At 42.7% G+C, this 23,284-nt stretch carries 20 protein-coding genes and 2 tRNA genes; 5 read left to right on the plus strand and 17 right to left on the minus strand.

The annotated features are described in order from the left end of the window. Positions 1–101 precede the first annotated feature (101 nt). Positions 102–479, minus strand: a complete 378-nt coding sequence (gene lptM, locus G561_RS0103545; RefSeq protein ID WP_028858321.1) for an LPS translocon maturation chaperone LptM — start codon at positions 477–479, stop codon at positions 102–104. A 446-nt stretch (positions 480–925) separates the two neighbouring features. Between lptM and G561_RS0103550 the strand changes: the two genes are divergently transcribed. The 4 genes from G561_RS0103550 (at position 926) to rsfS (ending at position 5,900) form a co-directional block, all read left to right on the plus strand. Further along, positions 926–2,128, plus strand: coding sequence for an acetate/propionate family kinase (locus G561_RS0103550; protein ID WP_037031572.1), 1,203 nt, complete (start codon positions 926–928; stop codon positions 2,126–2,128). Positions 2,129–2,189: 61 nt separating this feature from the next. Then, positions 2,190–4,337, plus strand: a complete 2,148-nt coding sequence (gene pta, locus G561_RS0103555) for a phosphate acetyltransferase (RefSeq protein WP_028858323.1) — start codon at positions 2,190–2,192, stop codon at positions 4,335–4,337. Positions 4,338–4,592: 255 nt separating this feature from the next. After that, complete coding sequence (gene nadD, locus G561_RS0103560) at positions 4,593–5,366, plus strand: nicotinate (nicotinamide) nucleotide adenylyltransferase (RefSeq protein ID WP_037031575.1); 774 nt, start codon at positions 4,593–4,595, stop codon at positions 5,364–5,366. A 129-nt stretch (positions 5,367–5,495) separates the two neighbouring features. Continuing rightward, positions 5,496–5,900 (plus strand): ribosome silencing factor, encoded by a 405-nt coding sequence (gene rsfS / locus G561_RS0103565; RefSeq protein ID WP_037031578.1) that lies wholly within the window; start codon positions 5,496–5,498, stop codon positions 5,898–5,900. A 105-nt stretch (positions 5,901–6,005) separates the two neighbouring features. Here the strand turns inward: rsfS and G561_RS13875 are convergent, their stop codons facing one another. Then, positions 6,006–7,268 (minus strand): SEL1-like repeat protein, encoded by a 1,263-nt coding sequence (locus G561_RS13875; RefSeq protein ID WP_037031581.1) that lies wholly within the window; start codon positions 7,266–7,268, stop codon positions 6,006–6,008. 401 nt (positions 7,269–7,669) lie between these two features. Here G561_RS13875 and G561_RS0103575 point away from each other — a divergent pair, with 401 nt between their 5' ends. Continuing rightward, the gene (locus G561_RS0103575; protein ID WP_028858326.1) at positions 7,670–8,407 is read left to right on the plus strand and encodes a pantothenate kinase; all 738 of its coding nucleotides are present in this window, start codon (positions 7,670–7,672) and stop codon (positions 8,405–8,407) included. 112 nt (positions 8,408–8,519) lie between these two features. On the opposite strand, the gene nemA is transcribed toward G561_RS0103575, so the two are convergent. The 15 genes from nemA to G561_RS0103655 all read right to left on the minus strand — a co-directional run bounded on the left by nemA (position 8,520) and on the right by G561_RS0103655 (position 23,089). Continuing rightward, a complete protein-coding gene (nemA, locus tag G561_RS0103580) occupies positions 8,520–9,620 on the minus strand; it encodes an alkene reductase (RefSeq protein ID WP_028858327.1) in 1,101 nt (366 codons plus the stop codon). A 213-nt stretch (positions 9,621–9,833) separates the two neighbouring features. After that, positions 9,834–10,313, minus strand: a complete 480-nt coding sequence (locus G561_RS0103585) for a hemerythrin domain-containing protein (RefSeq protein ID WP_028858328.1) — start codon at positions 10,311–10,313, stop codon at positions 9,834–9,836. A 162-nt stretch (positions 10,314–10,475) separates the two neighbouring features. Beyond that, the gene (locus G561_RS0103590; RefSeq protein ID WP_028858329.1) at positions 10,476–11,159 is read right to left on the minus strand and encodes an RDD family protein; all 684 of its coding nucleotides are present in this window, start codon (positions 11,157–11,159) and stop codon (positions 10,476–10,478) included. A 203-nt stretch (positions 11,160–11,362) separates the two neighbouring features. After that, positions 11,363–11,439: transfer RNA gene (locus G561_RS0103595), tRNA-Arg, on the minus strand. 130 nt (positions 11,440–11,569) lie between these two features. Further along, positions 11,570–11,659, minus strand: a tRNA-Ser gene (locus tag G561_RS0103600). A gap of 214 nt (positions 11,660–11,873) precedes the next feature. Then, positions 11,874–12,443 (minus strand): YggT family protein, encoded by a 570-nt coding sequence (locus G561_RS0103605; protein WP_028858330.1) that lies wholly within the window; start codon positions 12,441–12,443, stop codon positions 11,874–11,876. Positions 12,444–12,557: 114 nt separating this feature from the next. Further along, positions 12,558–13,406, minus strand: coding sequence for a pyrroline-5-carboxylate reductase (gene proC, locus G561_RS0103610; RefSeq protein WP_028858331.1), 849 nt, complete (start codon positions 13,404–13,406; stop codon positions 12,558–12,560). A 195-nt stretch (positions 13,407–13,601) separates the two neighbouring features. Continuing rightward, positions 13,602–15,188: a tRNA lysidine(34) synthetase TilS gene (tilS, locus tag G561_RS0103620; RefSeq protein ID WP_028858332.1), complete on the minus strand. Its 1,587-nt coding sequence runs from the start codon at positions 15,186–15,188 to the stop codon at positions 13,602–13,604. Positions 15,189–15,316: 128 nt separating this feature from the next. Continuing rightward, a complete protein-coding gene (fdhD, locus tag G561_RS0103625; RefSeq protein ID WP_028858333.1) occupies positions 15,317–16,258 on the minus strand; it encodes a formate dehydrogenase accessory sulfurtransferase FdhD in 942 nt (313 codons plus the stop codon). 275 nt (positions 16,259–16,533) lie between these two features. Then, positions 16,534–18,864: an FdhF/YdeP family oxidoreductase gene (locus G561_RS0103630; protein ID WP_028858334.1), complete on the minus strand. Its 2,331-nt coding sequence runs from the start codon at positions 18,862–18,864 to the stop codon at positions 16,534–16,536. A 371-nt stretch (positions 18,865–19,235) separates the two neighbouring features. Continuing rightward, entirely contained in the window at positions 19,236–20,171 is a 936-nt protein-coding gene (locus G561_RS0103635) for a c-type cytochrome (protein WP_201586173.1), read from the minus strand. Further along, complete coding sequence (locus G561_RS0103640; RefSeq protein ID WP_028858336.1) at positions 20,164–21,564, minus strand: cytochrome c; 1,401 nt, start codon at positions 21,562–21,564, stop codon at positions 20,164–20,166. Before G561_RS0103640 ends, G561_RS0103635 begins: the two co-directional genes overlap by 8 nt. A 440-nt stretch (positions 21,565–22,004) precedes the next feature. After that, positions 22,005–22,346 carry a carboxymuconolactone decarboxylase family protein gene (locus G561_RS0103645; protein WP_028858337.1) on the minus strand — a complete coding sequence of 114 codons (342 nt, stop codon included), beginning with the start codon at positions 22,344–22,346 and terminating at the stop codon, positions 22,005–22,007. 48 nt (positions 22,347–22,394) lie between these two features. Continuing rightward, positions 22,395–22,580, minus strand: coding sequence for a YgaP family membrane protein (locus G561_RS0103650; RefSeq protein ID WP_028858338.1), 186 nt, complete (start codon positions 22,578–22,580; stop codon positions 22,395–22,397). A 299-nt stretch (positions 22,581–22,879) separates the two neighbouring features. After that, positions 22,880–23,089 (minus strand): cold-shock protein, encoded by a 210-nt coding sequence (locus tag G561_RS0103655; RefSeq protein ID WP_011959622.1) that lies wholly within the window; start codon positions 23,087–23,089, stop codon positions 22,880–22,882. Positions 23,090–23,284 lie beyond the last annotated feature (195 nt).

Consider the following 23,284-nt stretch of genomic DNA (forward strand, 5'->3'; position numbering starts at 1 on the left):
AATTGAGATTTAATATTGAAGTTAGGGTTTATTAAATCATTAAAATCAAACAATTAAAATAACGATTTATAAATGACTTGAATTATTTAGGGGTGAATAAGTTAGTAATCTTGCGGTTCGGCAGCAGCGGCCTCTTCAATCTTTTGCTGTTCTGCTGCTTGTTCAGCTTGGCTAGCAGCGGTGTCACCTTCTACCTTATTGCCGTCATACAGAATAAATTTGGTATTACTCGGGGCATCTTTTACTAAATACAAATCCCCCTTTTGGCCACAACCACTCAAAAAGACACTACTCAAAATTAAGAGGATAAGAAGTAAAGGCAAGCGACTCGGCTTGACAGTAGTTACAAAGGCATTGGTTACAAAGGCATCAGTTATAGAGGCATTAGTTACAGTGCCGTTATTTACGTCTGCCAAACCTAGGGCGCTTGAATTTTGGTGGTTTTTATAGCTATAAGTTTGAAAATGAAACTTTGGCATGAACAGCTTCCTATGAGTGTGAACGAGGATGAGCAGATAACAATATAGTTTTTTTCTATGGTAGCAAAATTCTCTATATTTACCTAAAGGCTTTTAATTATATAAATTCACATAATAAAAGAAACTTTTAATTTTTAATAACTTAACTTATTTTTAATCACTAAACCGATGTTTTTCAAATTAATCTAGGCTATACTTGAAACAGGTGCATACCAGCAACCAATCATAGCTGTTATTGGGGCGACCTTAAATTTAATCTATTTCTCTTCTGCAGCAATAGATGACCAGTTTGCTTAATCAAAAGTTACTGATATTACAATTTGAACCACACCCTAATAGGATGTTATGTGTTGGTAAAAGATGGGGCATTTGTGCCTATTTAGTTTATGACCCCGTTTGGTGTCATGTCTTTTTTTTATTTGAAACTTTCAATGTAAGGATACAATATGAGCAACAATATTATCAGCAAGCCAACTTTAGTCGTTAACTGCGGTTCATCTTCTATCAAATATGCTTTAATAAGTGAAGATAATAATCACCGTATTACCGGTCTGGCTGAGAATTTAGGATTAGATGATGCTCGTATTGTACATAAAGGCCTAGAAGGTAAAAAAACCGAAGTCCGTATCCCAGGGGCTAACCATAAAGCTGCTTTGGTTCGAATTATGACTCTTCTTGGAGACCAATCTCCAATTGCAGTAGGACATCGTGTGGTCCATGGTGGTCGTGAGTTTAGCTCTGCTGTGGAAGTGACGCCACATGTGGTACAAGAAATCAGACGTCTAAAAGAGTTGGCCCCTCTACACAATCCTGCTAATGCTACGGGTATTGAGGCCGTTCAAGCCATTCACCCTAACCTACCTCAAGTGGTGGTGTTTGATACCGCATTCCACCAAACCATGCCTCCAAAAGCTTTCCGCTACGCCATTCCAAAAGAGATGTATGAAAATGACTGCATCCGCCGCTATGGATTCCACGGCTCGTCACACGCTTACTTATCGAATCGTGCTAGCCAACTGACCGAAAAGGAAGGACCTCATGGTTGGTTAATCGCTCACTTAGGTAATGGTAGCTCTGCAACCGCAGTCTATAATGGAGAAAGCTTAGACACCAGTATGGGCTTAACGCCACTAGAAGGACTAATGATGGGCACCCGCTGTGGCGATGTTGACCCAAGCCTTCACATTCACTTAAAACGCACTATGGGCCTAAACCTAGAACAAATCGATGTCATTTTGAATAAAGAAAGTGGCCTACTAGGGGTTTCAGGCGTTTCAAACGATATGCGTACCGTAGAGTCTATTGCTAATGATGACTCACACCCAGACCAGAAGAATGCTCAGTTGGCAGTTGAAATGTTCTGCTATCGCACCGGTAAATATTTGGCCTCTTTATCTTGTGCCCTGCCTGATTTAACCGGCATCATATTCTCAGGAGGTATTGGTGAGAACTCAGCGACTATCCGTGCACGCATTCTAGAAGTGATGCGTCACTTTTGCTTAGAAGTAGATGCCGACAAAAACAGCCAACTATATGGCGGCGAAGAAGGCAGCTTCCATGCTCCAGGAAGCAAGTATGAGCTATGGGTTATTCCAACAGACGAAGAGCTGCAAATCGCAGAAGAAACCAGAGCGGTACTGGGTCTATAGTCAAATCAATAAAAATAACGTAAAAATCAAACCAATATATTGAACTAATAAGGATTTGTTTATGCAAACTATTTTGCTGGTTCCTACCGGCCGTGGCATTGGTTTAACTTCTGCAGGCTTAGGGTTGCTCAAGGCTTTGGATTACCTCGGTATGAAAGCGGGTTTTATGAAGCCATTTTTGCAAGATGACTCGCATGACTCACAGCACACTTTAGATAGCTCAAGTGACTTAATTCGTCATGCTTTTGGCCTAAATCCGCCTCCGTCTATTCCTCGTGAGCGTGTTGAACGTATGATGAACGCAGGCAACGTAGATGACTTGATGGAAGAGGTAGTCACCAATTTTCATCAGTTAGGAGAAGATTATAACGTTGTCATCTGTGAAGGTTTAGTGCCTACCGAAGAGGTAACCTATGCGTCACAAGTGAACTTTGCCTTAGCTACCGCTTTAGATGCCAAAGTGATCTTCGTTAGCATGGCTGATCTTGAGAACCCGAAACAGTTGGCCGACAAGTTAGATGTGCATGCCCATGTCTTTGGTGGACTCAATGGAGAGCGCACTTTAGGCAGTATCTTAATGCGTGCCAATAATGTACCCAATACTTTTGATACCCAGCCTGTGGCACCCGGTGAAGCTATTTTGGAGTTGGATGCAGACTTTATTAGCGCCATGCAGTCACATTCGCCTAGCTTTGCCACCGAGCAGTTCCACCTAATCGGGGTGGTTCCTTTTAGCAACAGCTTATCTGTACCTCGCACTTGGGATATTGCTCAGCAGCTTAATGCCAGCTGGCTAAATGAAGGGGACGCCAAACAGCGCCGAGTTCTTAAAACCAGTTTGACCGCACGTACCATCTCGCGTGTGGGTGAGATATTTACCCGTGGCACCCTAGTCGTTACCCCTGGTGATCGTGATGATCTATTGTTAGCGACGGCCATGGCTAGCATGAATGACATCCCTATGGCAGGGATTGTATTAACTGGTGGCATTATTCCAAACGATACCGTGTTTGAGCTGTGTCAGCCTGCGTTGAAAACGGGTCTACCCATCATGAGCGTGCCTACTAATAGCTTAGAGACGGTCACAAATTTATCGAATATCAGTAATGAGATTCCAAAGGATGACGCAGAGCGTGCAGAAACAGTGGCCCGCTTCGTAGCAGCTCATATTGACCTAGATTGGTTGAAGTCCTACTTCGAACGTGATTATACCCCTCGCTTATCTCCCTCTGCTTTCCGTCACCAAGTAGTGAAAAAAGCACAACAGGTCAAAAAACGAGTGGTTTTACCAGAAGGTGAAGAGCCACGAACCATTGAGGCGGCAGCTATTTGTCAAAGTCGTGGTATTGCTCAGTGTGTGTTAATTGGTAATCCAGATGAAATTGCACAAGTGGCTAAAAACCGCGGTGTTGAGTTGCCTGAAGATATCGAAATCATCGATCCGGCGAGTATTAGCTTAGACAAATATATTCAAGCCTTTGTAGAGCGTCGTAAGGGTAAAGCCACCGAAGAGCAAGCCGCTGAACAGCTACAAGATAGTGTGGTATTGGGCACCACTATGTTACACATGGATGAGGTTGACGGCTTAGTGTCAGGAGCAGTTCATACCACTGCTAGCACTGTTCGTCCTGCTTTCCAGTTAATTAAAACCGCACCTCAGTACTCACTGGTCTCCTCTATCTTCTTCATGCTACTTCCAGAGCAAGTAGTGGTGTATGGTGACTGTGCGATTAACCCTGATCCTAGTGCGGAGCAATTGGCTGAGATTGCCATTCAATCTGCAGCTTCTGCCAAAGCCTTTGGTATTGAGCCAAAGGTGGCGATGATCAGCTATTCTACTGGAGCCTCTGGTACCGGTGATGATGTTGAGAAAGTGAAGCAAGCGACTCAGATCGTGCGTGAACGCGCACCTGACTTAATGGTAGATGGTCCGTTACAATACGACGCCGCTTCTGTATTGAGTGTGGGCAAGCAAAAAGCACCAGACTCGCCAGTTGCTGGACAAGCCAACGTGTTTATTTTCCCTGACTTAAACACCGGTAACACCACTTATAAGGCGGTACAGCGTAGTGCCAACGTGGTCAGTGTGGGTCCAATGTTACAAGGCTTGAACAAGCCAGTTAACGATTTATCACGTGGCGCTTTAGTCGATGATATCGTTTATACTATCGCTTTGACTGCCATCCAAGCCAGTAGCCCAGACGTCTAATAGACTCAAGACACAGGCTTAGATTCAGTCAATAGACCCAATAAAAGTAAAAACTAGCCGGCAGAACTGTCGGCTAGTTTTATTTTGACGGTAGTAGTTGGTTTTGGGAAGGTTACTTTTTATAGGCTACTTCTTTAAGTAGTATCTTTTTTTATATAAGCTAGCTAAATGTTGTTAATAAATACGCTTAGTTAGCCTCACTGCTGAGCTTGTAATACACCGCCCGCTTTGGTAATGGATTTTAATGGATTTATAATGCCCTTAACCTTTAATAATGATAATACTAACTTACCTAGCGCTAATATTGGCTCAAAGCAGCGCAGTAGCAAGTTGCCTATCGAGGTTTATTTAGGCGGCTCCTTTGATCCAGTTCACAACAGTCACCTAGCCTTATTAACCCATGTTTATCACAAGTTAGCTACGGATAACCACCCAGTTAATGCCTACTTTATGCCCACTTCACGTTCACCGCTAAAAACAGACAGCAGTGCCTCTCAGCATCGCCTGAATATGTTGAACGCAGCCATAACAGAACTACAAACAGGAACCTTATCTTCTCAAACTAACTGTATCCCGTTAAACCTAGCAATTAGCGAATATGAAATCTGGCAAACTCCGCCCACCTATACTATCGATACACTGGCTGAGTTACGCCAACAGTATCCTAACCACAGCTTGGTATTTATTATTGGCGCAGATAATATTGCCAGCTTACCTAAGTGGCGCGATGGCGATAAATTAACCCAGTTTGCTCACCTATGGGTATTCCCAAGAGACGAGTTACAGACTGCTGAAGAGATTATTGAACTATTACCCGAGTCTTTAAAACCACAAGTTAGCCACTGCTTACAGGACTTGAAGCTGGACACTCATGGCCGCATATACATAGATTCACACACAGTAGCCCCCCTATCGAGCAGCGCCATACGTGAAGCAATTGCTCAAGGTAAGCCAGATATTGCAAAATCTGCTTTGCCACGCTCCGTATATTCGTATATCATGAAAAACAATTTATATCATTCTTATTGAGTTAATGGTTTCCATACCACCTACGCAAAACCCAAAGCCCTCATAATGAACTAAACTTTACCGAAATTTTAAAACATACTTTTGGCTTAAACGTCATAAAGTTTATACAGACAACCTTATAGGATAGCTATGACAATAGACGCAAATCAAAAAACACCCATGAGCGATGAAAGACTACAACAATGTCTTGAGATGGTTCAAGATGCTCTAAACGATTTAAAAGCAAAAAACCTTACCGTACTTCACGTCTCTGAATTGACAGACGTCATGGATTATATGGTTATCGCTGAAGGTACCTCAAAGCGTCATGTGAATGCTTTGGCTGATGAAGTTGGCGCTATTGCCAAAAAAGCAGGCTTTATGCCTTTAGGCCGTGAAGGTGAAAAAGACAGCGACTGGACCTTAGTAGATTTGGGCGGTGTTATCGTTCATATCATGACGCGCCAAGCCCGTGAATTCTATGACCTAGAAGGTCTATGGTCTTCTCCTGAAGAGCTTAAAAAACTAGTGGCTCGTGATTTAAGTGAGCGCTAGGCTTCCCCTTTTATAACAGCCGTTAATAGCGGTTAAGAATAAAACTATCTATAAAAAAAAGACGCTCATGAGCGTCTTTTTTTATGACTAGCTATCCGGTTATAGCTAATATCCCGCCCCTTCTAAATCTAGATAAACACCGCACCCTTCAAAATAGTCATCTGCACAAGAATGTTCAAACCATTTCTTAGCCTCAGTGTAGCTTTGTTTTACCCCATCACCATTATAATACATGGTTCCAAGATTGAAGCTTGCCTTACCATAGCCTTGCTCAGCAGCTTTTTGATACCACTTTAAAGCTTGTTTGAAGTCTTGAGGAACTCCTTCACCATCTTGATAACTAATTGCCAAGTTGTACTGAGCATCTGCCATACCTTGTTCAGCAGCTTTTTGATACCACATGGCCGCCTCAGTAGCATCTAGCTCTACTCCGTAGCCACCATCATAAAGTATGCCTAAGTTATACTGCGCCTGGGCTTCTTCTTGCATAGCAGCTCGTCTGTACCAAGCAGCAGCCATTTTGTAGTCTTGCTCTATCCCTAGTCCACTTTCATACATCATGGCCAAGTTTAACTGACCCACTGGGTTTTCTGCTTGAGCGGCCATTAAAAACCACATAACTGCCTTGGAGTAATCTACCTCAACCCCATTGCCATGATAATACATGACTCCAAGATTGACATAAGCCCCATCCACTTCCTGACCGGCAGCTTTAAGGTACCATTTACGCGCCTTATCAAAATTTTGTGAGACTCCCTGACCCTCATCATATAGCACAGCCAATGAATATTGAGCTTCCTTATAACCTTGGTGAGCTGCTGCTAAATACCATTCAGCCGCTTTCGAAAAGCTTTGACTGATCCCTATGCCCAGCTCATAAAACAGCCCTACTTTGTATTGTGCTTCTGGATCACCCTGCTCTGCTGACTGTAAATACCACTTAAAAGCCTGAAGATAATCGGCGGGAACCCCCAATCCATACTCATAAAGAATCCCTAGATTATACTGAGCATCCTTATCACCCTGAGCAGCAGACTTCTGATACCAGTACCTTGCTTTTGTAAAATCTTGAGCTGTGCCTCTACCTTCGTGGTACATCACCGCCATATTAAACTGAGCGCTTGCATCGCCCTGAGCGGCCGCTTTTTGATACCATTGAAGTGCTTTTTTGTCATCTTGCACCAGCCCTTCACTGCCTGTCTCGTAACTCCAGCCCAAGTTAAACTGTTCAGCTGAGCTACCATTCTCAGCCAATGCTTGCATCGTCGGCAAGTCTAGGGCATTCGCTGTCAACGAAGTTACACCAAGGGTGACCGCTAGGGTTAGCACGCTAAGCTTCAATAGTTTAGGGGGAGTCGCTAGGGACATATCTTTCCTTATAGCAGGTCCATTTTATTTGTTTCACTAGCGGCCTCTGTCATTGTTATTAGCCATCAGTTACCAATAGCCATCAGTACCAATGCCAATAAGAGACCTCTTAATTTATCTGATAAACTGTTTTAGTTTACATTAAAACACTGGGTCAGAAAACCGCTGTGTTGTTAGCCGCGCTGTTATAGGACAGCTAAATGAAGGCCAAATCATATTATAGCCATACCACAGCGGACAATTGAGAAAATACAGTGCCTTTGAACATCGATTGACAAATTTTTCATTTAAACTGCTATTATTACGCCGCTATTAAAATAAGAGCCGCTATAAGCTAACTGCCGCAACCCTTATTTTTCTAACCCACCTTACTTACTTAAAATTTAACTAAAGGGGCTTTTATGTCTAACTTATGGCTTGATTTAGGCAACACAAGACTTAAATATTGGCTAGCAGATGATATCGGTCAGATTATCACCTCAGATGCCAAACAGCATTTGCAAGCGCCTGCAGAGTTATTGATTGGTTTAACCGATAGGTTTAGTACCTTAGCCCCTGAATTTATTGGAGTCTCCTCGGTGCTCGGTTCGGAGGTGAATGCCCAAGTCGCTGAATCCCTAGCCTCATTGGATATTCCTTTTGAGTTTGTTCATGTGGATGCGCAGCACCCCTTGCTCACCAGTGACTATGATGCCGGGCAGTTAGGGGTAGATCGTTGGCTACAGATATTGGGGGCGGTAGATAGAAAAAAACGTCAGTGTATTGTCGGCTGTGGTACTGCGTTAACCATAGATCTAGTGGATCATGCCCACCATCTGGGCGGGTACATTTTTCCAAGCATTTATTTGCAGCGTGAGGCCTTATTTTCAGGAACCAAGCAAATCAGTATCAGTGAAGGCACTTTTACCAGTATTAGCGAAGGTGTGAACACCTCAGATGCGGTACACCGAGGTATTTTATTGTCTATTGTGGGGGCGATTAATGAGATAGCACGGCGCAATCCAAATTATGAATTTACTTTAACCGGCGGTGATGCCCCGCTACTGGCCCAACACCTAACCCACCCGATTCATATTAAGGACAGCTTGCTACTAAACGGTCTGATGCGCTACTTTGATCAGCAAGATGAGTCTCGCTAAATCCATTTCTAGACTCTTTGTTTTAGACTGCATATTTTAATCTCCTTACAAATAAAAAGACCTAACTATGAAAGATAGGTCTTTTTTTGGGTCGATAAAGGATTTTTGTTTATTATTTATCCATAAAAGGATAGTCTGTGTAGCCTGTAATTCCGCCGCCATAAAAAGTCTCAGGATGCTGTTCATTTAATACCGCACCCTTCTCGAGACGCTCTGCCAAATCTGGATTGGCTATGTAATCACGACCAAAAGCCACAGCATCAGTATAACCTGCCTCAATCAACGACTGCGCTTTTTCAGGAGTATAGCCACCAGCAACAATGATGCTGTTATCAAATGCCTGACGCAACTTTTGACGAAACTCTGTCGAATAAGGCGTGCCGCCGACCCAATCTGGCTCTGAGAGATGCAGATACATCAAACTGCGCTTATTAATTTGCTCAACCAGCCATATGGCTTCTTCTTCATTGTAACCCGCATCCACACTATTAAAGCTGCCTAAAGGTGAGATACGGATGCCAATATGATCTTTATCCCAAGCCTCAACACACGCATCTATAACTTGTAACATCAAACGAGCCCGGTTTTCTCGACTACCGCCATAGTTATCCTCGCGCTTATTGGTATGCTCTGCCCAGAATTGGTGCAATAGATAGCCATGCGCCCCATGAATTTCTACCCCATCAAACCCAGCTTGTTTGGCATATTTAGTGGCTTGGGCAAAGTCAGCAACTACCTGTTCAATCTCTTCTAAACTTGCTGCACGAGGTGGGGTGCTCTCGACACGTATTGGCTTTCCATTATCATCACGTAGCGTGGTTCGAATGCCCACATTAACGTCAGACGCTGATATTGGGGCTTTGCCTTCTGGCTGTAAGCTTTCATGCGACACTAAGCCTGTATGCCATAACTGCACCACAATTTTGCCACCCTTAGCATGTACCGCATCAGTGATGACCTTCCAAGCCGTCACCTGCTCTTCATCATGTAGGCCGGGAGCACCAGCATAGCCCTTGGCTTGTAGCGACACTTGAGTAGCTTCGGTGATAATCAAGCCTGCGCCTGCCCGCTGAGAATAGTACTCTGCGGCTAAAATGTTAGGCATATCGCCCGGCTCTATCGCACGTAATCTAGTGAGCGGAGCCATAAATACTCTGTTTTTAAAGGTTTGGTTGCCCATTTCAATAGGGTTAAATAAATCAGTATATGCCATGGTACTTCCTATTTAGGATTTGTAATTGTTTACAGGTTTTAGCTTATTGTTGTTTTAGCTTATTGTTGTAGCTTTTTCGGTTATTCTATTATGGAGCAATATCCGAAAATTTAAAGCAAAATAGACCGGTCGTTACAACTTGCTTATATTTTATAAATAAAAAAAACCCACTAAAATTATTTAGCGGGTTTATGTGACAATAATCACTATTATTTAGTCATCAGCGTGCGTCTTTTCAAACTCATCATGCTCAACTTGATATAAAGCGCCTAATCTTTGCTGTAAGTCATCATCTAAAATCTTACGGGCTTGTTTGAAGAATTCATTCTCTTCTTCTTGTAAGTGATGACGAACTTTGTGAATTAGATCCGCGCAAGTAGTGTCCCAAGTGTCTTGACTGATACGGCCATCATCAAGCGTCTCCATCATCTCATCCATCTCATGGTGTTCAGTAATGGCATGACGCGATAAATCTAAACCTTCATCATGTTGCATCACGGGAATATATAGATGACGCTCTTCTGCTGCGGCGTGCGCCTGTAACTCTAGCTTCAGCTCTTCATAAATGTCTTTACGCTTATTGTTATCTTTTTCTTTTTCAAGCTGATCACATAAATCACGCTGCAAATCATGCTTGGTGATTAGTGCTGCAAAAATATCTTGATCAAAATTCACACCGCTGTCTTTACTCATAATAGGCTCCATAATTAAATCAAAAAATTCAAATTAAAACCGTAATTTACAAATACATTTTAATTTATTTAATTCATTACTTAATTATAACCCTAGCCTATACGGATTACTGTCTTAGTTAAACAAAGATTTGTATGAGCATGTGAATAATGCAAGCCATTCTTATTTGGCTTTATTTTTCCTGCTTCTTAAAGATTTAATCAAACCCTCGTGGTGAATTTTTGGCATTTTTAAGGTGACAGTTCCCGAAAGCATATCATGTACCGCCAATCCTCCGCGGTTAAACAAACAAAAAAGATAATTGAACATCAGTCCAAAAAAAGCACTCAGCAGCATCGCCGAGCGTGAACCATGAAAGGCATAGCCAATCACGCCACAAATTACCGGGACCACACAAGCAGCTAAAATACGCTTGATAGTCTTACCCCAAGTCAAAAGCTGACCGTTATCATCTACCGTCTTCAAACGCCAGGTCTGCATACCTAGAGTCTGCCCTGCTCGGCGCCAAAAAAGGCCATAAAAGCCAATCAGGGTCAAAATGAAAGCTGGGGTTAACACCAAGTTTTGGTACCAACGTGGCAAGGTTTGGGCTTGATCTGAGGTTACCCCAGTTTCCATAGTCATCATGGTGCCAATTACGGTTAATACGGTCCCCACCAAAAATAATAAGGCCAGAATTAACATGCCATCATAGACGATAGCAATAACTCGGGTAGAAGCTTTGGCAATTTCTGGCTCACCAGAGATGCTAACACCTTCTATACCTGTGGGTCTTAATTGCTCAGTACTGTTAGCTGCGGCAGCTTGAGGACGACGAGAAAGCTTGGGAGTACGTTGTTTAGACATGATGAAATGACAACTCAGTAAGGACAGACTTGTTAATAGAAAAATAAAAGCTATTGTAGCTTATTTTGGATCAGATGACAGAGAGGATAAGAAGCAAATGGAGTGAAACTAAGAAGCAGATTGGAAGTACGCAGGCTATTACAAATATTACAGGCATAAAAAAATCGCCAAACAATGGGCGATTGATTTAGTGATTGGTTAGATGGTGCGCCTGGAGAGATTCGAACTCCCGACCCCTTAGTTCGTAGCCAAGTGCTCTATCCAACTGAGCTACAGGCGCATATTTATCTAACTTATCTTATTAACTTGTGTCGTTAACAGGATGGCTATTATAGCCACTTTTTTTTAGGAGTCAACATTTTTTTGAATTTTTTTAAAACTTTTAATAGTTTAAAATCTTTCAAAATAAATGGCGGTGAAGGAGGGATTCGAACCCTCGATACGCGTTAACGTATACACCCTTAGCAGGGGTGCGGTTTCAGCCACTCACCCACTTCACCGAAACTTCTAAAAACACAACTTTTGGTGCTCAGCTGATTTAGCCAGTTACCTCATGTTGTGGGCGAGTATTATAGCAAACTAAAACAGCTTTGCAAGTGCGTTTTTTATTTTTCTGCAAATTAACCGTATTAAATGGCTTTTTAGCCCTATATTATGCTCGCCCGCGTCCTTTCTTTATCTTTTATAATCAGTTATTTTTTCCACTCATGGCTATTAGCCAATCATAGGCAATAGATTTCTGGCAATAATATCCACAAATATCTCAATAAGCAGTAAGCCGAAAATGGCCACTATAGGCGATAAATCCAACATACCTAAATTTGGCGTGATACGCCGAAAAGGCGCTAAGATAGGCTCAGCCATTTGCACAATCAGCTCAAAAATAGGGTGCATCTTCTGGGTCAGTAGTACCACCCAACTAATAATAATAGAGCCGATAATTAAATAACGCGCCACACTCAAGAAGCTTAAAATTAACGATAAGCTTCCCTCAAAGAACAGTCTAATTGGGGTGTAGCCATGGCCAGCAAGGGCCGCATTGCCTGAGATGTCTATCAGCTTTAATAAAAATAACAGCATCACTGCCGCTAAGTTCACTCGTCCGCCACCAACTGTAGGAAAAATACGGCCAAACACATCAACTATTTGGGTCGCTTTATAAGCGGGTTGCACATAAGGATGATTGCGCTCAAGCCCTGCAAACTGAAGCATAAAGCGGATGAAAATCAGTAACATGGCAAAATTTACCACCATGTTGAATAGGGCATACGAAAGACTTGTCATTCAACGTACTCTTACTAGTTTAAATTTAAAAAGCGGGCTGTCGACCACCGTATAGTACCGACAACCTATTCAATAGCTGTGACTGTGTTGTTAATAGCTGATGCGTCCGTTGCCTTAATCAGCCAATTCGTTGCTAATCTCTTCACTACGGGTATAGCAAGCTTGCATCGCTTTTTTTATGATCTGAGCAAAATTATCTTGTTGTAGCGACTCGATAGCCGCCTGTGTGGTCCCATTAGGAGAGGTTACCTTACGGCGCAGCTCTGCAGGGTCTTCCTCACTAGTTATGGCCATCTGGGCTGCACCCAATGCGGTTTGCATAGCTAACGCAGCTGCTTGCTTACTGTCTAAGCCTTGTTCAACTGCAGCGTCAATCATTGCCTCTAACATATAAAAGAAATATGCAGGCGCCGAGCCTGATACCGCCGTTACCGCGTGCAACTGCTGTTCTTGCTCTACCCAGCTCACCAAGCCAGAAGCTGACATCAATGATGCCGCCAACGTTTTGTCCGCCTCAGAGATATAGTCGGCGGCATAAAGCCCAGTAGCTCCTTTTTGAATCATGGCTGGGGTATTTGGCATGGCACGAACAATATTTTTATAGCCCCCTAGCATCTTACTTAAGCTTTCAGTAGACAGACCGGCAGCCACTGAAATGATCAATTGTCTGTCCAATACTTCAGCAAAATCAGACACCACTTGACGCATCACTTGAGGTTTAACCGCCAAAACGACCACGTCTGCGCTTTTCACCGCAACTTGTGAGTTGTCACTCTCTGTATTCGCTGTAGGGTCTACGGCATTAATTTTTCGCTGCTTTAACTGCTCGCGAATAGCCTCAGAAGGATCGGCAACAGTAATATCTGAAGGATTAACACCCCGGCCAATCAAACCACTAATTAAGGCCTGGGCCATATTGCCGCCACCAATAAAGCTGATTTTTTTCCCTTTAAGCTCTGCCATTGTTTCTCCCAATATTTATAGCTTAGCTTGGTAAAATGTGTGCCCAAGCCTTTATTAAGTTAATCATTATTATATTTTATACAAACGCTAGTGCGATTTATAATATTGCTAGTGTAACACATCATTTTATTGATTATATTACTCAACTGACTGTCACTGATATCAATTGGCTTACTACACTAGTAGCATAAAAAACTACAAGTTATGTATCTTGCTGATCAGCTTTCTATTTTCTACCAGCTGCGCAATAGACTGTAAAAATGGGCTTTGCAAAACTAGCGTTTGTTCCGGAGTGATTACTAGCAAAGGAATACTTTGTTGTTGAGCAGGCGCAGAGGACAACTGTAACGAACACAACACCACAGATTGCCGCATGAAGCTAGGAACATCTAGCGCTTGTAATAGTTTTTTACCCGACTTACGCCCTACCCTGCCGGGCAAAGCTATCTTTTGACTACGAGGCAAGGGCTGAAAGATGAGTGTCGCCCCCTTTGACGCTGTAATAGATTTATTCTCATTACTATCAACCTCAGTCTGAGTCTCAGCTTTAGCTTCAATATCCGCAGCCAACTGCCGCTTTAACTCAGCTATGAGCAGGTTTAATCCTTGTAAATGCCACTCGAAGCCGGTACTTGTTGGCTTTAGCCATAGAGGAGACGCTATCCCTTTGTCAATATCGAGACTTACCTGCTGTGTTGTAGGCGCTACTTGTAACCACTGCTCCCAACTGTGCCACAACCGATACAATTTATGCTGATAACTACGAATCTGATACTGATACCTGCCACTGTCCCAATACAAGCAGGTTTGATGGTTGCTGTCTTGACGGTGCATCAAGCTCAATACGTCTTCTACCAGTCGCCTAGAAGGAGGTAATTCAGCGGCAGTGGGGGCAAGCCAACTGTGAATAAGCGCAGATTGTCGAGCGGTGGATAACCTTGTCAGTTGGTTAATATCCAGCACAGAACAAAACGCTCTGTCGCTAATGGTTGACTGAGACAAGTCTAGGCTGCACTGCTCATTAAGAATAACACTTGCCTCATGCATTAATTGCCCAGTGCGAGCAATAGCCTGCTTTGCCTTAGGATAACGCTGCGTAATATGGGGCAATAAGACACTGCGTAGCCAAGCCCGATCATTGAGCTGATCCGGATTTAAGTCACTACTACTCTTGTGTAAAGCCACATTGGTCGGGTCATCAATATAGCTTAGCCCCTCTTTATCTACGTACTGGGTAATTTGTTGCCGGCTAACCGACAACAGAGGCCGCCATAAAACTATGTTTTTTTGAGCACCCTCTTGATTCTGACTGCTTTTAATAGACCACTCTTTCATGCCACTAAGCCCATTGACCCCCGCCCCATTGAACAGCCGCATTAATAGGGTCTCAACTTGATCATCTTGATGGTGCCCTAGTATCAACACATCTTGGTGATTCATAACGTTTATCATTGCCTGATACCTGGCTTGACGCGCTTCTTGTTCAGTCTTTTTAATCAAGTTTATTTTTAGTACCTGACATGGCATCTGATTTTGCTGTGCCCAGCTCGACACTTGCTGTGCCCAAGCGGTATTGGCTTGTTGCATACCGTGATTGATATGTAGCAACTGTGGTAAAAAAGGCAGCTTATCTGCGTTAAATAGCTGCTGACAAAGATGAGCCAAACTTAACGAATCCCGGCCGCCACTACAGGCTAGCCAAACTCGTTTGCCTCGTAGCTGCGGTTTATGTTGCTCAAAACTGTTCAGAAGCACCTGAGCCAATGCATTATTTGTGGTCATAACAAAGTTAAATTACGTCATAAAAAAACAAGTTAAATAAAGTTTATAAAGAGTAAGACACTCACACCTATTGAGTATAGCCAATAGCTAATCGGTATAAAAAACAGCCAATCAATATAAAAGAGCACCTAATTAGTATAAAAAGTGACTCTATTTTCTCGTAAAAATCCTGCCAGCCCCAAGCCATATCGCTGTGCTACCTTGACGGCTGTGCTAGTGGGGGCAGATATTCCCACCAACCATGGTAAGCGACAACGGATGGCTTTTTGTACCAACTCAATCGACAGCCTAGAGGTCATCACAACCAATTCCAATTGTAGCTTATGGCGCAGTTGCCAGCCGATGAGTTTATCCAATGCATTATGGCGGCCCACATCTTCAAACAGTTTAAGCTGTCCCCTATAGAGTGTGGCCGCCGCATGGACCGCTCCTGTTAACTGATGGGTCTGTTGCGCATTGGCAATCTGATTACGTATATCTAGCAGAGTATCTAACTGCGGCTTACGGCAAGTTGGACCGTCACGGCGATACGCGCTTAAGTCAGGCAGCGCTTGACTCAGCCCCGTCATGCCACACATACCGCAGCCTGTACGCCCAGAAAGTTGACGCCGCTGAAATTGAATCTGCTGATGCCGGCGCTGACTTAAAGTCAAATCTACAATATAAGCCTCGTAGTCTTGTAGCTGCTGTTCCAACACTTGCAGGGTTCGCGATTGATCAAATCTTTGATCAATAAAGGCCGTTAAGTTTGACTCAGGAGTAAGTTGGGTAATTTTCCAATCTAACAGCTCGCCACTATGTTGTATTAAGCCTTCACTATAAAGGAAGCCTAGTGCCAAATATTTAAGGTCACTGGGGCTGGCCATCAGTACTGCATAATGAATGCCATTAATAACCAAAGCTATCGCTGCTTCTACTGCCAAACTCTCAGTAGCATGATGAACCTGCAACTGCTTTGCATCTTGGGTGCTAGGATCTGCTATATAAGAGGCTCGTTCAGTGGGGTATTGGCGGGCCAAACTTTTATTTTCGTTGCTGGTATCAGCGTTATTTGTATTATTACCTGTCATAGTGCCACTGTACCTAAATTTAAGCCACTCATAATAGTCGTATCCTTAAATAAATTAAGGTGGCACTGCTTCAAATAAAGCCGTAGCCACCTTAATCTCATAATGACCTACTTATTTACGTCGTGAACTTTGGTTTACTGCCTCACAAACTTACTCAAAAACTGGCTGTTACGGATAACTGGCTGTTATGGATAAAGAGTCAAGCTTGCCAATCAAGCAGTCTAGTAATCCTAGATCTGACTTAAGCACAGACTCAATTTGAGCATGGATTTAATTTAGGCAGAGACCGCTTCCTCAATCCGTTGTAGCTCAACTGTTACCGACTTATAAGAGGGAATATGTGAGGTAGGTGCGTGACTGTCTAAGTCCATCAAGTTATTACACTCTGGATAGTAGCCTGCCACTGCGTTTGAGGCAATATCCATCTTGGTAAGTAGCAGTGGGCCTAACTTCCGGATATTACCCTCACTGTCTTTACGCATAACAACAATCTTATCATTTTCTTGCCAACCCATTCGGCTCATTTCATCGGGATGCATAAACAATACATCACGGCGTTTGGTCTGACGATAACGGTCTTCATGACCAAAAATAGTGGTATTAAACTGATCGTGGCTACGCACGCTGGTAAATTGCCAAATCGCTTGAGTAGATCCTGCTGCTTTGTGCTCGGACTGCTGTCCATTAATCGCTTTTACAGCATTCGACTTGGTCTGCATCTCTTGCGCCACATAGGTGATAGGATACTGCGGCACTTCAAACTGTGCTTTGCCACTTTCGGTATGCCATTGACGATGACGGGCAGGATGGTATAAATGAAAACCGCGCTTATTTTCACGAATACGCAGATTAAAGTTCTCAAAACCCTCAATAGTCTGTGCGATATAGTCACGTACTAGATCATAATCCTCACTCATTGCCTGCCAATCTAAGCGGCTGTCTTCACCAAACAACTCAGTAGCGATTCCCGCTATAATTTGTGCTTCAGATTTAAGAGAATCGCTAATCGGCTTCAACGTACCTTGGGTTTTAACAATCTGGCAAATAGAGTCCTCTATCGTCGCAAATTGATTACCTTTGCTAGTAACTAGGCGCTCAGTACGACTTAGACAAGGCAGAATAATATTATTCTCACCGGGATAAAGCATGGTTTCATTGAGTTTGGTCGCCACAAAGACGTTAAGTTCATTGTTAGTAAGGGCCTGCTGAATGGCTTGACTGTCGGGAGCAGCAACTGAGTAGTTACCTCCCATTGCCATGAAAGCTTTTATTTTCCCTTGCTGCATGGCTTGGGCCCCTTTAACCACATCATAGCCAGGCTGTTGCGGCATAGGATGTTTAAAGAAACTTTGTAAGCTGTCGAGCAATGATTGGGCAGGACGTTCGTGAATGCCCATAGTACGGTCACCCTGTACATTCGAGTGTCCACGTACCGGCGACGCCCCTGCGCCTTCTATTCCTATCATACCCATTAATAGTAGCAGGTTAGTAATCATAGCGACGTTATCATCACCCTGCACATGCTGGGTAATACCCATGCCCCAAGTACAAATGGTGGCTGGACTGTCCGCAACCAGACGCGCTAAGTTAATAATATCAGCTTGTTTAATGCCGCAGCCCTCTTCGATATCTGTCCAATTTTGCTCAGATATCCAGTGGCTAAATTGCTCAAAACCCGAGGTATGTTCTGCAATGAAATCTTGATTTAATTTGTCGTTTTCAATAAGCCATTTGGCCAAACCCGTCAATAAAGCAGCGTCACCACCTATCTGGATTTGAATGACCTCGTCGACCATATCATCACTGGATCCAGCGACCATATGAGTGACTTTCTGCGGATTTCTAAACTTACGCAGTCCCTGCTCGCGCATAGGATTTATTGAAATAATGCGGCAGCCTTGCTGATGTGCATGCGCCAACATCTCTAGCATACGAGGGTGGTTGGTGGCTGGGTTTTGTCCAAACATCAGTATCAGTTTGGCTTGTTCAAAGTCTTCAAGTATCACTGACGCCTTACCAACGCCTAGCTGCTTGGTCAACATGACCGAGGTCGGCTCGTGACACATATTTGAGCAGTCTGGTAAATTATTGGTACCAAATAACCGCACAAATAACTGATACATAAAGGCCGGCTCATTGGTGACACGGCCTGATGTATAAAACAGTGCCTCGTCCGGAGAATTTAAACCTCGTAACTTATCGGCAATACGCTTAAAAGCTGTCTCCCAAGCAATAGGAATATATTTATCTTGAGACGCATCATACTGCATCGGCTGCGCCAAACGCCCTGCCTGTTCTAGCTCATAGCCCGACCAGTCTTGTAACTCTGTGACAGAATGTTTAGCAAAAAACTCTTTATCTGCACAGATATTCATGGTCTCACTGGCCAACACTTTGATACCCGATTCACAGACATCAATCGTTTTATGGGTTTTGTGATCGGGCCATGCGCAGCCTGGGCAATCAAAGCCCCATTCAGGTTGGTTACTGCCTAATACACTCTTACTACCGCGTAAAAAAGCTTGGTAATCCATGAGTACACGAGAAGAGTCTATTAGAGCGGACCAACCCGCAGCGGGATGATTGTAAACCGGTATCTTGCGCATGGTAGACCTCATTTTATAATTATCAACTAGAAGGTATGGGGTTTTTTATTCTGAAATTACACCCTTATTTGAGAAAGAAATTGAAAAAAATGAGTTATTTGTCGCTAATTGCCGTCTCAATAGACCATCAATTTAGATTATTTTTTTCAATATTTAATATTTAGTATAGGTTAAATCCAAGGGGTATGTCATATACTTTAGCAATTTATATACATGCCTTAACCAGTGATAAGTTTAATAAAAAAACCCCCAAATACAATTTGAGGGTTTAATTTAAGATATGATTTAGACGCTTTAACTTTACATAATTATCCAATCAATATCTGCTAGATAAGCATTAATTGCTGCATAATTAATAATGGTAGTGCTACCTAATAACGGGCATCCTTAGGTTTATTACCATTGGGCCAGTCATTGACCTTACCTGGGAAATCAGGACGAGGTTTGTGAGCGAAGAACTCGGCCACATCCACAGCATCTTGATCACTCAAGATACCGCCGTGACCCCATAAACCCTTCGTCTGCACACTCATTGGCATATTGTATTTAACAAAGGCTGCAGCTTTATAGGTACGCGCCATACCCGCACCGATGTTAAAGGACTCATCGCCCCATAAAGGTGGGAAAACAATATCACCCCGACTGTCTTTTAAGCCCTCCCCATTATCACCATGACAGCTAGCACACTGAGCATAGTAAATTTTTTCACCACGTTCGGTATCAGCCACCAAGGAAGTATCAATATCACCGGCGTTTTGAATATCCACGCGCTGGCTTTGAGGTATTTTTTGGCTTAGCCACTCCATGTAAGCAATCATAGCTTTCATTTCGGGACCTTCACGGTCTAAGGGCTTTCCATTCATAGAACGTTGGAAACAGCCGTTGATACGCATTTCTAAATCCACTTCTTTACCCGCTCGTGGCATCACCCGAGGGTAGAAGTTAAAGCTGTTGATATAAGGATCGCCTAAAGGCACTTTACCTTGCGAGATGTGACAGCTGTTACAGTTCATCTCTGCACCCACATGCTCAGGAAGCAGGCGTTTGGTTTCGTTAAGCAGACGCTTACCGTAGATAATTTGTTCAGCATTGGGCTCTTTTAAAATCTCAGTATCCTGAGGGAGCACATATTTACCGATGTCCTCATTAGCATCGTCCGCAGTAGTTACCACAAACTCTGGTGCTGCTCGATCTGCAGGTTTAGGGTCAGAACAGCCACTGATAGCCACTGCCATAGCCCCCAACATAGTTATAGCAAATACTGACTTTTTGATTTTAGCGGTATTCATCATATTTAAATCACTCATTACCTGCTCCTTTTGGCTGTGCAGGCACAGTAAGATCCATTGGTAAATCTGTGGCTGTGACTGGTTTGGCATTTAAGAAAGCACGCATTTTCACCACGTCTGTGGTGTTAATTTCTGGCGCTTGGTTGGTCCAGCTATTGCGAACATAGTTCACAATTTCTGCAATATCTGAGTCACTCAAGTGTTTAAACTCAGGCATAGTAAAGGCCATACGATCATACGGAGTCTTCGGCATACGCCCACCATTCATGGTGATTTGAAGCACTGAGTCTGCATCACGCGCAATGACTGCACTGTTGGCATCTAATGCTGGGAAGATACGAGGTACTCCTTTACCATCGGCACGGTGACAAATCTGACAGTATTCAGCATATAACATAGCACCGCGGCTATCATAATTACCATCGAGTAGTTTTTGCGTCGTAGTGTCTTTTTTGGCCGCTAAAGTCACCTCTTTACCAGGAGCAGGAGTTAAGGTTTTTAGATAGGCGGACATCGCATATAAGTCTTCATCGGTCATATATTGGGTACTGTGCTCAACCACTTCCGCCATGGCGCCAAAAGCCGCCACTTTATCGGTACGACCGGTTTTAAAGAAATCTACCAACTCTTCTGTACTCCAAGTGCCTAAGCCGCGATGCTCACCACGTAAGCTCTTAGCACGCCACCCATCAATGACGGCGCCACTTAGATATTTATCAGAGTCCTTATTGGATAACGCCACTTCTTGATAGCCAATACCCCGTTCAGTATGACAAGAGCCACAGTGACCTGGACCTTCAACCAAATACTGACCTCTGGCTAGAACCTTGTCGTCGCTTTCTGCCACAAATTTACGCTCTGGCGCAAAAATCGCTTGCCAATAAGCCAAAGGCCAGCGCCAGTTAAATACCGGAGGTAGCTCACTTTTTAGATTGGCCTGTTTTACTGGTTTTACCGCTGACATAAAGTAGGCATACATAGCAGCAATGTCTTCATCAGGCATAATTTGGTAAGAAGGATAAGGCATTGCAGGATAAAGCGCTGAGTTATCGGCACGAACCCCATGCTTCACTGAGTTAATAAATTGAGCCAGAGTATAATTACCGATGCCCGTTTCTTTATCTGGGGTAATGTTGGTTGAATAAATAGCACCTAGTGGGGTCAACATTGGCAGGCCACCAGCATAGGCTTCACCATCTAAAGTACTATGACACGCAACGCAGTCTGCAGTGCGGGCCACGTACTCTCCTCTCTTAATAAGTGCTGGATCGTTAATATCCACTTGGATTGAGGTGGTAACAGACTCATCTACACTGCGCATTTTGGTCAGCAGCATACTGAACAAAAATGCCAATATTAAAACCAATAATGCCCCAAGCACTATAATCATTGGCCATTTTCTTTTTGTCATATCCATGACTCCTAAAACTCTTGTTCTCATGACAACCTGATAATAAACTCAGGTCGTATTAATCATTGCTTAGTAGTAATAGGAAGAAAGCGACCAAAACTACTTTTACCCCATTACTTATAGAAACTTTATTGAAATATAGCTATGCTACTGGTTACTTCTTAGTTACATATAATATAATATGATATTACATTATATTTATAGATTAACCAATACAATCCCATATTCCTTTTAGGGATTAAGAGTTTTAGCTAAAAAAAAGTCTTAATCTCTGCCGCCTATACGACTACAGAAATTAAGACTTAATAATTAAAAGCTAGCTAGTTAGTTATTAATTTAGTTAGTTAGTTATTTAATTAGTAAAAAGCTCAGTAATTCAGATTCTTGCTGTTATTTCAACAATGGCGAACCCTTCGCTCTATTTGAACTTAAAATTATCTCTACTCACTGAACTCTTCAAAAGCAGACATGGCTTCTGCAGCATACATAAGACTTGGACCGCCGCCCATATAAACACAGACACCCAGTGTTTCAGCAATCTCTTCACGAGTTGCCCCAAGCCTGATCAGTGCTTTGGTATGAAAACCAATACAAGCGTCACAGCGTTGAGACACTGCTATCGCCAAAGCAATAAGCTCTTTTTGTTTTTGATCTAAGACACCAGCTGCCGAAGCACTTTGGGCAAGACCTGAAAAAGCTTTGGTCGTCTCTGGGATAGTCTTACCTAAGACTGCTAAATTTTTGTTTACATGCTTGGTGATATCATTAAAGGACTTACTCACTGCTCTCTCCTAATTTTAAGTTAACAGAATACTGGACCAAAAAATGGATTAATTAAGCTTGCAAGTGTTAATACCTAACATTTTATACAGTACACAAGATCGAGTTAAACCGGTAAATAAAGGTACAAGACCTATCAATCCCCACCAGCTACCATAATACACACCAATGGCTAGAATAATAATTCCTGCAATGATTCTAATCATTCTGTCTGTATCGCCAACATTCTTTTGCATAATAGATTCCCTCCTTAACGGGTTTTTTGATTACAAGCTAATCATTATATAAATATATAATATATTAAATTATATATAAATACTAGCTTTTATTTTTATCGTTAAGGAGCAGTCAGCCTTGGCTAAAACAGATTTTCCTTGAAATTCAACTTTGACACCTAACAATTTAGAGCCGAACAAAAAGTGCAGACGAAAAAAAACGAGCCAAGGGCTCGTTTTTTTGATTCATTTAAAGTAATGTTATGAAGTTAATATTAAATTAATATTCAATTATCATCACTTTAAATCATCATCGCTATTTAGATAGCTGTGATACCGTGGGCTTGTGGGCCTTTAGCACCTTGAGTTACTGTGAACTCAACTTCTTGGCCTTCAGCTAAGGTCTTGAAACCTGAGCTTGCGATTTCGCTGTAATGAGCAAAAACGTCTGGACCAGTTTCTGGAGCAATAAAGCCAAAACCTTTAGCTTCGTTAAACCACTTTACTGTACCTTTGATAGTATCTGACATATTCATCTTCCTAATTTTAAAACATAATGACCAATTTGGTCGGGTAACGCTTGAGCAACTACGGTAAATCTTAAAACGGAGGATTAATGCTAATACTACGAGGTAATGATTTGCTGCGGGTTTCTCTTAAGCAGGAATGTAGTATAGGGACCTTATTACCTTTAAGCAAGCTTTATTTTAAAAAAACTTAAAATA

The organism is Psychrobacter phenylpyruvicus DSM 7000 = NBRC 102152 (genome assembly GCF_000685805.1).
In the GTDB taxonomy this organism is placed as follows: Bacteria; Pseudomonadota; Gammaproteobacteria; order Pseudomonadales; family Moraxellaceae; genus Psychrobacter; species Psychrobacter phenylpyruvicus.